This is a genomic window from Thermincola sp. GK-1, assembly GCF_059412445.1.
Window position 1 is genome coordinate 163186 of the sequence record NZ_JBSQAT010000002.1, and the last position, 13294, is coordinate 176479.

The window sequence follows — 13294 nt, forward strand, 5'->3', positions numbered from 1 at the left end:
AATTTTGATATTGATTTAAACCTTCACTGGGAAGAACCTGCTGCTGAAAAGCGCAGGTTCTTTTTGATGCTTTTTTGGCTGGAATGGCCAATGTTTTTGATTCCCTTACCGATAAGAGCAAGTTTTCTGCCGGAGCCAACAGTGATTTGGTGTGGTTGACGGCCCTGGTGGAAGGGGCGGCCCCTAATGTTAATTTAGTTGGTGTTAAAGTGCTGGATATAGCGGCCTTAGGTAAGCTGATGTTCCATGCTCAAATTGACAAAAGTGAATTTTTTATTATTAACTCGATTTTGTGAAAAAATAAACTGATAGTTAATATTGCCAAAAGAACAAGTAACTGATATTATATAAGTAAGTAATCACTAACTGTCGCCTTTATAGGGTTAAGTTTTCCAAAAGGAGGGTGAATTATGTCGAAGCAGCCTACTGAAATTCGCAAGAAGCAGATTATCAAAGCGACTCTTGAGATTATAGCAGAAAAAGGCGTGAGCGGGCTGACTACGGCAGAAGTGGCCAGGCGGGTAGGCTTTTCGGAAGCTGCTTTGTTCCGGCATTTCCCCAATAAGCTACAAATAATCAAGGCTACTATGGTTGATGTTCATGAATCCCTTCTAAATGGCATCCAGACGATTATATCCAAAAATACCGGCCCATTAAACAAGCTTGAGGAAATTCTCAAGTTCCAATTGACCTTTATTGAGGAAAATAAGGGGTTGCCCAGGATTTTGTTTTCTGATGAGCTACACCTTGGGGATAAGGAACTCCGGCAAACGATAATGAAGCGTCATGAAAAATATTTGGAAACCATTATGTCTGTTATTGCCGAAGGCGTTGCACTGGGTATTTTCAGAGGTGACCTGGATATTAAGATGGGGGCCAAAACCTTTTTTGGATTAATTCAGACTTCTATATTTACATCATTCATGACAGATTTTGACGTAAGCCTGTTGCAACAGTTTGAACCCATGGCCAGGTTTTTACGGCAGTGTTTTATTGGGCGTAATTATTGTGCGTAATTTTTTTTGCTCATTATGTTAGTGAGGACTTATTAACACAAAACACTTTTAAGACGGGAAATACCAAAAGAGAATTTATTTGGAGGTAGCGGTCCATATGAAAACAAGCATAAAAAAATATCTGGCAGCGAGTATTATTATCCTGGTTCTCCTGGGAATTTTTACGGGCATTAAAATTAAACAGTTAAAAAAAGTGCCTGAAGTACAGACTGATGCCGGTTACCCGGTAGAAACCATAACAGCCAAAACGGGAGCTATTTCTGAAGGGATTTCATATGTCGGAACGGTTGAGCCGCGGATGGAAGTTGATTTGGCGCCAAAGATTTCGGCCAGGATTTTAAGTGTATCGGGTAGGGAAGGGGAAATTATTAAGGCCGGTCAACTAGCCGTGGCCTTGGATAATGAAGACCTGCAGGGTAGAATAAACAGTCTTTCCCAAAAGGTCGAGACCACAAAAATTAGTCTTGATTACTGGAATTCCCAGGTCCAACGTTATGAAACCCTTTTCAAGGAAGGAGCAATTTCCGAGCAGAATTTTCGACAGATTATTTTCAGCCGTGACACGGCTCAAAGCAGCTATGAAGAAGCTAAGGCCGCCCTGGAGGAAGCACGCATCAGTCTGGCAAACTCCACTATTTATTCACCAATGACAGGCACTATTATTGCCGTTTACAGTTATCCTGGAGACATGGCTGTTCCTGGGAAACCCATCCTTACAATTGCTGACACCAGAAAATTAAAGGTTACGGTAAAAGTTGTGGAAGAAGATTTGATAAAACTTAAACGGGGTATGAAAGTAAATCTGTCACCGGTTAACAGTACAAAGTATTATACAGCAACAATTACGGAAATATTTCCCACCCTGGACAAGACAATCCGGACAGGTTCGGTGGAAATTGCTGTCCCGCCGGACATGATAAAGGATTATAACCTTAAACTGGGGATGAGCATAAATGTCTTCTTTATCTTTGGAGAAAAAAAGGATGCTGTCCTTGTCCCCAAACAAGCTGTAGTAACCGAGGGGAGCAACACTTATCTTTACGTTGTCAATAATGGCAAGGCCGCTAAAAGGAAAGTGACAACGGGAATTAGCAATGACAAATTTATCGAGATTATCAGTGGGCTTAAGTCAGGTGAGAAAATCATAACCTCCGGTCTTTCTGAAATTTACGACGGAAGGCTTTTATATTTAAGGAAGTAAGATTAATTTAAGGAAGTGAGATTATATGAACCTGGCGGAGTTTTCAATCAGACATAAATACAGCATTTTTGCTTTTATTATTGCAGTATTACTATTTGGCATTTATGCCAGTAAAACCCTTAAAATGGAGCTTTTTCCTGACACTTCACCTCCCCTGGTAAACGTCATTACCGCTTATCCCGGCGTGTCTGCGAAGGATGTAGCCAAGGATGTAAGCAAACCCATGGAAGAGGAGTTTGCTACAGTTGAAGGGGTTAAGAAGATTAAGTCTACATCCCAGGACGGCCTTTCCATCATTAAGGTTGAATTCCATTACGGGCGCGATGTTGATGTGGCTGCCGTAGATATCCAGAACGCCATCAACAGGATAAAAAGGCAACTGCCTGAAGGTATCCAGGAACCACAGGTAATGAAATTTAGTTCATCAAGTAAACCGGTAATTACATACGCTATCCAAAGCCAAAAGGTCAGTTTGGCAACTGTGCGCGATCTGGCCGAAAATGAAATAAAAACCGCCCTACAAGCAGTAAATGGGGTAGCGGCCGTCGATGTTTTCGGTGGATATAAAGGACAGGTCAATGTTTTGGTGGATAAAAGAAAACTGGATGCCTTAAACATTCCTTTTGACCGGGTTACCGGGGCCATCAGCGGACAAAATGCTTCTGCTCCCGGAGGACGGATTACCGGACAGGACCAGGAATTTTTGATTCGGCTGGTCCAGGAGTATGCCAACCCGGAAGAATTACTAAACACCGTGATTGACAATAAAAACGGGAATTTAATTTACCTGAAGGATGTAGCTTCTGTTGATGCATCAGGTGAAGAGAGGCGAAGTGAATACCGGTTCAATGGAAAGGCGGCTATTGCTCTTCAGGTTATCAAGCGGGAAGATGCCAACACAGTAGAGGTTATTGACCTGGTTAAAGAAAAGGTACGGGAACTGGAGAAGAGCTATCCTTACTTGGAATTTAAGGTAGCAGACGATGATTCTGTTTTTACCAAACAGGTTGTGGAAAATATGACCGGCAGTGTCAGGGATGCAATTATCCTGACAACCTTAATTATCATGATTTCTATCGTTTCGCTCAGTGAATCTGTAATTGTATCTCTTTCCATGCCGATATCCTTTTTGGCCACTTTGGCCCTTATGAAGATTTCAGGTATGGAACTGAACCTGATCACTTTGTCGGGCTTAATCCTGGCAGTAGGTATAGTAGTAGATGACTCCATTATCGTCCTGGAAAATATTATGCGGCATCATCACGAATTTAAGAAAGACCTCAAAACAGCCGCTATTGAAGGTACGAAGGAAATATTTCTTGCCGACATGGCAGGAACTTCCACTCATGCCATAGTGTTGGTGCCGTTACTGTTTATAGAAGGATTTGTTGGCAAGGTTTTCGGCCCCCTCTCCCTAACTTTGATTTATGCCCTCGGGGTATCATTAATTGTTTCCCTTACTGTCATTCCATTATTTACTGTCTTAATTGGTGGCCGTTCATGGCCTCGTCTACAGAAGGTAATAACTAAATTGGCCTCTCCTTATACAAGCTTTATGGATGGGTTAAGGGATTTTTATACTGGTATCCTTTCCGGAGCCCTTAAGCAGCGCTGGCTTTCGATAGCGCTAACTTTTGTGCTTTTTGTTCTGGGAATGCAGTTACTTAGGACCATTGGTATGGAAGTATTGCCCAAAATAGATGCTGGGACCTTCTTTGTGTCGCTGCAGACTTCGCCCGGGACCTCCCTGACCAAGACCAGCGAAATCGTCCAGCAGGTGGAAAAGATTATTTCTTCCGAAAAAGAGGTGCAATATTACAGCACCCAGATCGGTTACGAGCCGGGGAGCCATTTTCTTGGGGACACCGGGGCGCTCGGGGTAACCCAGGCCAACATAACAGTAAACCTTTCGACACGGAAGGAACGCAAGGAGACCATCTGGCAGATTGAAGATCGGATTAGGAAGAAAATATCTGCGATTCCCGGTGTTGAGACCTTCGTGGTCAAGGAGAGCGGGGGAACCGCAATATCAACAACGGCGGCGCCTATTGATATCCGCATCACTGGGCAGGATCCGGAAATTATTTACCGTTTGGCTGACCAAGTCCAATCCCGGGTTAGCAGGGTCCCCGGAGCCGTTAACCTTTACAAAAGCTGGTCCTTGAACAGCCCGGAAATACATGTAAGAGTCAATGAAAAACGGGCAGCCGAGTTAGGGCTTACCCCTACAGAAGTAATCAAACAAGTATTTGCCGGCCTGGAAGGTTCGCCGGCTTCGGAAATCAAATCAGATAACCGCAAGGATACGCGTATTCTGGTGAGGTACCGCCCCGAAGACCGGACTTCCCTGGACAATCTTACAAGTGTTACACTGTCTACTCCCATAGGGGTGCGCGTTCCGTTGAGGGATGTTGCAGAAATAGGGATCAGTAGGGGAGCCAATGTGGTCACCCGTGAAAACCTGCAGCCCACAATTGATATCCTCGGTTATACCTATGGGCGGACATTTAGCCATGTGACAGATGATATAAGTAATGAACTCGCCAGAATACCGGTACCTAACGGGTATTCAATAACGATAACCGGTGAACAGACAGACCTGCAGGAGTCTATGGGGGATTTGCTGTATTCTCTGGCCCTGGCCATTTTGGCTGTATACCTGCTTCTGGTTTCCCAGTTCCGTTCATTTATCCATCCGGTTACTATCATGGTGGCTGTACCGCTGGTAATAATTGGTGTATCCCTGGCTTTGCTTTTTACCAACAAAGTTGTGTCCATGTCGGTTATGCTTGGCTTGATTTTGCTTGTAGGGACTGTAGTAAATAACTCTATTATGTTGATAGATTTCATTATCAGGGCCCGGAAGGATGGCAAACCGCGGTTTGAGGCAATTGTCGAATCTGTGCGGGTACGTTTCCGGCCGATTATGATGACTGCCATGTCACAGCTAGCCGGGATGCTGCCACTGGCTACCGGTATGGCCTTGGGTTCGGAACGTTTTGCTCCTTTGGCTACGGCTGTGATCGGAGGGATTTTAACTGCTACGTTGTTAACTATGGTCATAGTACCTGTAGTCTATACCATTTTTGATGATGCTGCTTCTTTATTTGGAAAAGGCAGAGTTTACAGTAGTTTGGAGGGGACATTTCCTTCCTGATAAAACAGAATTTAAAATTGCTTTGGTAAATAAAAGGAAAACATAGAAAAATGTCGAATTATACAATTTATTGAGACATAGTGTTGAATGTTATAGGGTGATTTTTACAAAATGAGTGGAATTAAACACAAAAAGCGGGAAAAACAACAAAACATTTGGTGTAAAAATAAAGGGGGCTGGGTTTTATACATTACTTCTATAATATGCGGGGCAATCCTGATGTCACTGGAGATAATCGGTGGCCGGCTTTTGTCTCCTTTTTTTGGCGGTTCTGTTTATGTTTGGGGAAGTATTATTTCCGTTTTTCTAATTGCCCTTAGTACGGGATACTACCTGGGCGGTGTTGCAGCCGACAGGAAGCCCAGTATGGCTTTTTTATCGGGATATATAGCTGTATCAGGGTTGTTAATTCTTTTTATTCCCCTGCTGGTATTTCCCCTTGCGCAATTTGCTTTTTCGCTGGGGCTGGGTAATTTCGGGGCGCTGTTTGTGGGTATGCTGCTGTTTTTCCTGCCCAGTCTGGGTTTGGGGATGGTTTCGCCTTATATAATCAAGCTGGGAATGAAAGAGTCCAGTCGACTGGGCAATTTGGTCGGTAAGTTTTACGCCGTTTCCACAATTGGCAGTATTCTTGGGACCCTGGCTACCACCTTTGTGCTCATTCCCTGGTTTGGAATAAAACATATTATTTTTTCTTTGGGTATAATTCTTGTTTTTTTGGCAGCGGCCATTTTAATACTTCAACAATTGCTGCCACAGGGTATATTAGCCATTTGCTTGCTTGGGCTGTCTCTTTTTGGTATAGCGCTGGCTGACCCAATTGTCGCAGAAAGCTCCCAGAATGCCGGCTTAATATATGAAAAAGAGACAATGTATAACAATATTTCGGTGGAAGACGACGGAGAACTCAGGTACCTGGTGTTTAACGATACTGAACAAAGTGTCATCAACAAATATAAGTTTGGTGAACATGTCTGGCCATATACGAAACTTATGGATGCTGCCATGCAATATTACCGGCCCGATGCAAAGAAGGTGCTGGTTATTGGAGTTGGAGGAGGAACAGTAATCAACGGCATATTGGCACAAAAAAAAGACATAGATATAGATGCTGTTGACATTGACCCTGAGGTAATCAATGTGGCACATAAATATTTTGATATGCCTGATTCTCCCAGGCTCCATACTGCGGCTGCCGATGGCAGGTCATTTTTGCGAGATAAAAAGAATCAGTATGACGTAATTATGGTGGATGCTTACAACCGATTAAGTATTCCCTTTCATCTTACCACCAGGGAATTTTTCGATGAAGTGGCTGCCGCGCTGAAACCGGGCGGTATTGTGGTTTTTAACATTGTGAGCAGTATCGAGGGTGATTACAGTCCCTTTTTCAAGAGTTTGTTGCTGACTTCTAAACAGGTTTTCCCTGAATTTCGCGTGTTTCAGGCAGAATTCGATGACCCGACGGAAATGGATAATTTAATTTTAGTGTCGTCACGGGATAAGTTGCCTTCTCCGGGGCAATTGGCGGGTCGTCCCGAGTACAAAGGTAATATTGATCTTAGTGAGGCGATATTGCTGACAGATGATTATGCTCCAGTAGAAGCCCTGGCCTTAAAAATTATGTCGGACGTAACTGTAGACTGAAACAAAATGACAGTTAAAAAACATTTTAAAAGCTGCCTGATGTACAGGGCGGCTGTTCTTTTATATGGGGAAATTGAACAGCGCTTTATTAACTACCGGGTTTTTGTTATAATGTTAAATAAACTATCCTAAATGAAGGGAATGGGAACATAATTTGTATGCCGAGGTTGTCGTCAACCTTTTGAACCGGAAATTGGACAGGGTGTTTCATTATTCTATCCCTTCCGCCCTGGAAAAGCGTCTGCGGGAAGGCATGCAGGTACTGGTTCCTTTTGGCCCCCAGACTGTTGACGGATACGTGGTCGGTCTCACGGAAACAGCGGAGGTAGAAAAAACCAGAGATGTTTTGGAAATTGTGGAAGAGGAACCTGTCTTCAGCCGGGAAATGCTGGCTTTAGCCCGTTGGATGTCTAAAACCTACCTTTGTACCATGGTCGATGCCCTGCATGTGGTTATGCCTCCTGGATTGAAACTGCGTAGCAAAAAGTTTCTGTCCTTAAACAACCCTGACGCCAATTTGAAAAATAAAATATTTGCCGAAATAATGACCGGAGCCGATACTGAATTGAAGGATAAGGTTGCCGCTGTTCTGGACCTTTTATCTGTCCGGGGCAAGGCAGAAATCAAATCACTGGAACAGCAATACGGTAAAAAGCCGGTGGAATACCTGGCAAGGATTTTAAAGGAAAATGGCTGGGGTGAGGTGCGGACTAAGTTTGCGGCAAAAGCCCGCAAAAAAAAGGTGAAACGGGTCTTACTGACTGAAAACAGCAGGGATGATACGGAAGAATTAATCCGTCATTTGGCAGTGAAAGCTCCAAAACAGGCCGAAGTTCTGACAATACTGGCTTCTGATTCGCCTGTTACCCTGCCGGAATTGAAGGATATGGGCTGTTCGCCTGCGGCTGTTCAGGCTCTTCTAGAAAAGGGGCTAATTAAGATAGAAGAAATAGAAGATATCCGTGACCCTTTTCAGGAATGCCGGCCTGTGGAATATGAACCGCCTAAACAACTGACTTCAGAGCAGGCGGAAGTATTAGCTGATATCAGTTGCAGTATTGAACGTGGGGTCTCTGATGTTTTCCTGCTGCATGGAGCTACGGGCAGCGGTAAAACGGAAGTTTATCTGCAGGCCATTGACAAGGCGCTCACTATGGGCCAACAGGCAATCTTTCTTGTACCGGAGATAGCCCTTACCCCTCAAATGGTGCAGCGTGTGCGGGGAAGGTTTGGGGAAAAAGTGGCTGTTTTACACAGCGCTTTATCGTTGGGTGAGCGGTTTGACCAGTGGCGGCAGATTAAAGAGGGCGTAATTCAGGTGGTGGTAGGCGCCCGTTCAGCCGTTTTTGCCCCGGTGCCAAAATTAGGCCTGATTATTGTAGACGAAGAACACGAAAGTACATATAAACAAGAAGAAAATCCCAAGTACCATGCCCGGGAGGTGGCCATTTACCGGTCCAGAATGGCCGGATGTCCGGTTATCCTGGGCAGCGCTACCCCTTCCGTTGAAAGTTATTATCTCGCCCGGGAAGGTAAATATAAATTAAAGACGATGCCTAACAGGATCGGCAACCGGCCGATGCCGGAAGTACATATAGTGGACTTGCGCCGGGAAATGGAACAGGGCAACAGGTCAATATTCAGCAGCCGGCTGCAGGAAGAGATTGCAACGGCACTACAAAAAGAGGAACAAATTATTCTATTTTTAAACCGGCGAGGATATTCAACCTTTGTTGTGTGCCGGGATTGCGGTTTTGTCGTTAAATGCAGGTACTGTAATATTTCTTTAACTTATCATGCCCATGGAGAAAAAATGATTTGTCATTACTGTGGTTACAAAGCCACAGTGCCCCAGGTGTGCCCGGCCTGCCGCAGCAAGCACGTCCGGTATTTTGGCCTGGGAACACAAAGGGTGGAGGATGAAATAAAAAAACTTTTTCCGCAAGCCCGTGTGCTGAGAATGGATGTGGATACTACTTCCCGGAAAGGAGCCCATGAAAAAATCCTGACGGATTTTGCTTCGGGCAAAGCGGATATCTTAATTGGCACCCAGATGATTGCTAAAGGGCTTGATTTTCGCAATGTGACCCTGGTGGGCGTCATTAGCGCCGATACTTCTCTCAATCTGCCTGACTTTCGGGCAGCCGAGAGAACCTTCCAGTTGTTAACTCAGGTGGCCGGGCGTGCTGGGAGAGCTGGTGCCCCGGGGAAGGTAATTGTGCAGACCTATGCCCCTGCTCATTACAGTGTCCGGACAGCCCAAAAACATGATTTTCCCGGGTTTTATGGGATAGAGATAGAGACCAGGCGGGAAATGGAGTATCCTCCTTTCTCGCGATTGCTGCGCATAGTAATAAGTGGTTTTGATGAAAATAAAGTTATCCGGGCAGCCCATATATTGGCGGAAAATGTGCAAGCGCAGCTCCGCGGCGTGGAAGAAAGGCTGGAACAGCCTTTACTGGGTCCGGCGCCGGCGCCGTTGACAAAATTAAGAAACAAATACCGGTGGCAGTTATGCATAAAGGCCAAAAACCGTAAGGTGTTCGGCCCGTTGGTGGACAGTGCGCTTTACAAATCAGGGCTGCGTGAACAGTTTAATGATTTAAAATTTAATGTAGAGATAGATCCGCAAAGTTTACTTTAAGGAGGAAAAACAGTGGCTGTATACAAAATTGTGGAAATAGGGGACCCCATCTTAAAAGAGAAATGCAGGCCGGTGAATAAAATTACCCCTAATATTATTAAACTGCTGGATGACATGGCCGATACCATGTATGATGCCAACGGCGTCGGGTTGGCAGCTCCGCAGATCGGTGTAGGGAAAAGGGTGATTGTGGTTGATGTGGGAGACGGCCTGATAGAACTGATCAACCCGGAAATCGTACACAGAGAAGGCAGCGAAACCGACGTGGAAGGCTGTCTGAGTATTCCAGGCATACAGGGCCAGGTTCCCAGGTATGCTAAAGTTCGGGTAAGAGGCATGAACCGGGAAGGGGACAGGGTAGAATATGAAGCAGAAGGGCTTTTGGCCCGGGCTTTTCAGCATGAAATTGACCACCTGGAAGGAATTTTGTTTATCGACCGGGCCAAAGAAATTATTAAAAAGTAGGAGGGTTTTCCCCGTGAAAATAATTTTTATGGGCACACCTGATTTTGCCGTACCGTGCCTGAAAGAGCTGGTCAAGACAGGGCATGATGTGGTGCAGGTAATAACTCAGCCCGACCGGCCAAAAGGACGCGGCCGCAAACTTATGCCGCCACCGGTGAAAGTAACTGCACAGGAGCTGGGGCTCCAGGTGTATCAACCCGACAAAATCAAAGCGCCGGAAGCGGTGGAAAAAATCAGGGAGCTGGCACCCGATGCCATAGTTGTAGTAGCCTTTGGCCAACTGCTGTCCCGGGATATATTGGCTATACCCAGGTTTGGCTGTATTAATGTCCATGCCTCAATTCTACCGAAATACCGCGGAGCAGCTCCTATCCACTGGGCGGTAATTAACGGTGAAAAGGAATCGGGCGTCAGCATCATGTATATGGATGAGGGGTTGGATACAGGCGACGTGGTACTGGTGGAAAAGACGCCCATTGCTGAATCAGATACCACAGGTATACTTCATGATAAATTGGCTTTTCTGGGAGCTCGGGCGTTGCTGCGAGCATTGGACCTGATTGCCCGTGGTGAAGCCAGGAGGATACCGCAGGACGACAGTGCCGCCAGTTATGCACCTTTACTTGACAAAGGAGTGGAACTGATTGATTGGCATAAAACATCCAGGCAAATCAAAGATTTAGTAAGGGGATTAAACCCCTGGCCGGTAGCCTATACATATTTCGGGGAGAAGATTTTAAAAATCTGGACGGTGGATGTAGCTGGCCGAGAAACGGCAGCGGACGGGCCTTTTCGTCCGGGCCGGATCATTAAGGTTGTTCCCGAGGAGGGTATTTACGTGGCATCCGGCGATGGTGCAGTAATAATAAAAGAACTACAGTTACAGGGAAGTAAGAAGATGAGCGCAGAAGATTTTATCAGGGGTCGGCGTATTGAACCCGGCACAATACTGACAAACGAGCCGGCGGTGTTGAGTTGAACGGTTTTTACAGGGAGGGTTGCTTATGATTGGTTTTCCTTTTTGGGATCCTACGATTATCATTTTGATACCGGGTTTGCTGCTGTCATTATATGCCCAGTTTAAGATTCAGAGTACTTTTGCCCGGTACCTGCAGGTCAGGTCCGCGGCAGGTATTACAGGGGCCGAAGCTGCCAGAAGGCTTTTGGAAAGAGCAAGGATTTATGATGTGGCTGTGGAAATGACGCCGGGAACTTTGTCGGACCACTACGACCCCAGAAAAAAAGTTCTTCGCTTATCGCCCCAGGTTTACAACGGTACATCATTGGCCAGTTTAGGGGTGGCTGCCCACGAAGTAGGACACGCAATTCAGCATGATACAGGTTATATGCCTTTAAACATCAGGGCAGCTTTTGTACCCGTTGTAAACATTGGTTCAACCCTGGCCTTTCCGCTGTTGATACTAGGATTAATCCTGGCTGTCAAACCATTGGTTTGGGTAGGTATTTATGCTTTTGCAGCCGTAGTTTTATTTCAGTTGGTGACCCTGCCGGTAGAATTGAATGCCAGCGCCCGGGCCATGGCTAACCTGGAAGGTTCCGGGTTAATTTCCGGGGCTGAGGTAGGGGCTACCAGGAAAGTACTCGATGCTGCCGCCTTGACTTACGTGGCAGCGGCAGTGGTTAGTATCTTGCAGTTAGTCAGGCTGCTCGCCATTGCCGGATTTTTTAGAAGGGATGACTAAATTTGAGATCTGCACGGAAACTGGCCCTGGAGGTCATCTATCAGGTTGACCGGGAAGGGGCCTATTCTAATATAGCTTTAAATAAAGTATTGGAAAAATACCAACCGGAAAAAAAAGACCGCGCCTTTATAACGGAACTGGTTTATGGGACTTTAAAACGTTTAAATACTCTGGACTGGATAGCGGGCCGGTTTGTTTCCAGACCCCTGGATTCACTGACACCCTGGATAAGAAACATTATCAGGATGGGTATTTACCAGATTTTCTTTATGGACAAAGTGCCTAATTCGGCTGCTTGCAACGAGTCAGTCAATTTGGCCCGTAAATTCGGCCACCAGGGGACTGTTAAATTTGTCAACGGGGTGCTGCGGAATGTAGTCAGGCATAAAGACCGGGTTAAATGGCCCGATAAAGACGCCGAACCGGTGGAATACCTCAGTATTCATTATTCCCATCCGACCTGGATGGTAAGTTTATGGATAGAAGAATTCGGCTTTGAAGAGACAGAGAAGTTATGCCGAGCGAATAATGAAACGCCGCCCAATTCAATTCGTACCAATACATTAAAGATCAGCAGGGACGAACTCATTGGTGTGCTGGCCGGTGAAGGCGTTGAATGCCGGAAAGGAGAATTTGCGCCTGAAACAATTAATATCTCCGGGTTCAAATCTATTGCATCCCTAAAAAGCCATGCGCAGGGTCTGTATATGGTGCAGGATGAAAGTTCCACCATGGTTGGCCATATAGTGGCGCCGAAGCCAGGCAGCAAAGTCATTGATGCCTGCAGTGCGCCGGGCGGTAAAACTACTCATTTGGCCCAGTTAATGAATAACCAGGGCCGGATCCTGGCCGGGGATATCCATCAGCATAAGATGGGGCTGATTAAAGAAAACTGCAGTCGATTAGGAGTCAACATAATTGAGCCGGCGCTTGTTGATGCCAGAGAATTGCACAAGGAGTACAAAGAATGGGCTGATTTTGTGCTTGTAGATGCGCCTTGTTCCGGACTTGGCGTGCTGCGCCGGCGGCCTGAGTTAAGATGGCGAAAAACCGTTAACCGGTTTGATGAACTGACTGCTTTACAGATGGCTATTCTCCGGAGCGCTGCTCAATGTGTAAAAGCCGGGGGAGTTTTGGTTTACTCTACCTGTACTGTCAACAGGCGGGAAAACCTCGATCTGGTACGGTCTTTTTTGGAGAATGCTCCGGAGTTTCGCCTGGATAGTCTGTTACCTCTATTTCCGGACACATGTGACCGAACCAAATTTCCTACGGCGGCAGAAGGCTATATCCAGTTTTTGCCTCATGTACACGGTACCGACGGCTTTTTTGCAGCCAGAATGGTGAAAGAAGGATAACAAAATCTTTTCCATAAAAGACAATAATGGTACGAAATGGATATGGTTTATTTGGCAGAATTTTTTACGTCTCCTGTGCAGGTATTGATAAAATTTTGTAGAA

Annotated in this window: 10 protein-coding genes; all 10 read left to right on the forward strand. The window is 45.7% G+C overall.

What is annotated here, in order from left to right:
- The first annotated feature begins 83 nt into the window (after positions 1-83).
- The 10 genes from ACSNJE_RS02460 to rsmB all read left to right on the forward strand — a co-directional run bounded on the left by ACSNJE_RS02460 (position 84) and on the right by rsmB (position 13191).
- Positions 84-296, forward strand: a complete 213-nt coding sequence (locus tag ACSNJE_RS02460; protein ID WP_013120664.1) for a hypothetical protein — start codon at positions 84-86, stop codon at positions 294-296.
- 114 nt (positions 297-410) lie between these two features.
- On the forward strand, positions 411-1016 hold the full coding sequence (locus ACSNJE_RS02465) for a TetR/AcrR family transcriptional regulator (RefSeq protein ID WP_474658575.1): 606 nt from the start codon (positions 411-413) through the stop codon (positions 1014-1016).
- Between the two features lie 97 nt (positions 1017-1113).
- The gene (locus ACSNJE_RS02470; RefSeq protein ID WP_495251915.1) at positions 1114-2217 is read left to right on the forward strand and encodes an efflux RND transporter periplasmic adaptor subunit; all 1104 of its coding nucleotides are present in this window, start codon (positions 1114-1116) and stop codon (positions 2215-2217) included.
- Positions 2218-2242: 25 nt separating this feature from the next.
- The gene (locus tag ACSNJE_RS02475; RefSeq protein ID WP_495251916.1) at positions 2243-5374 is read left to right on the forward strand and encodes an efflux RND transporter permease subunit; all 3132 of its coding nucleotides are present in this window, start codon (positions 2243-2245) and stop codon (positions 5372-5374) included.
- Positions 5375-5593: 219 nt separating this feature from the next.
- Entirely contained in the window at positions 5594-7021 is a 1428-nt protein-coding gene (locus ACSNJE_RS02480) for a fused MFS/spermidine synthase (RefSeq protein WP_495251917.1), read from the forward strand.
- Between the two features lie 154 nt (positions 7022-7175).
- Positions 7176-9665 carry a primosomal protein N' gene (gene priA, locus ACSNJE_RS02485; protein ID WP_495251918.1) on the forward strand — a complete coding sequence of 830 codons (2490 nt, stop codon included), beginning with the start codon at positions 7176-7178 and terminating at the stop codon, positions 9663-9665.
- A 12-nt stretch (positions 9666-9677) separates the two neighbouring features.
- Positions 9678-10130: a peptide deformylase gene (def, locus tag ACSNJE_RS02490; protein WP_052218733.1), complete on the forward strand. Its 453-nt coding sequence runs from the start codon at positions 9678-9680 to the stop codon at positions 10128-10130.
- Between the two features lie 13 nt (positions 10131-10143).
- The gene (fmt, locus tag ACSNJE_RS02495) at positions 10144-11109 is read left to right on the forward strand and encodes a methionyl-tRNA formyltransferase (RefSeq protein WP_052218734.1); all 966 of its coding nucleotides are present in this window, start codon (positions 10144-10146) and stop codon (positions 11107-11109) included.
- A 25-nt stretch (positions 11110-11134) separates the two neighbouring features.
- Positions 11135-11833 carry a zinc metallopeptidase gene (locus ACSNJE_RS02500; RefSeq protein ID WP_495251919.1) on the forward strand — a complete coding sequence of 233 codons (699 nt, stop codon included), beginning with the start codon at positions 11135-11137 and terminating at the stop codon, positions 11831-11833.
- 2 nt (positions 11834-11835) lie between these two features.
- Positions 11836-13191 (forward strand): 16S rRNA (cytosine(967)-C(5))-methyltransferase RsmB, encoded by a 1356-nt coding sequence (gene rsmB / locus ACSNJE_RS02505; RefSeq protein WP_495251920.1) that lies wholly within the window; start codon positions 11836-11838, stop codon positions 13189-13191.
- The last annotated feature ends 103 nt before the right edge of the window (positions 13192-13294 follow it).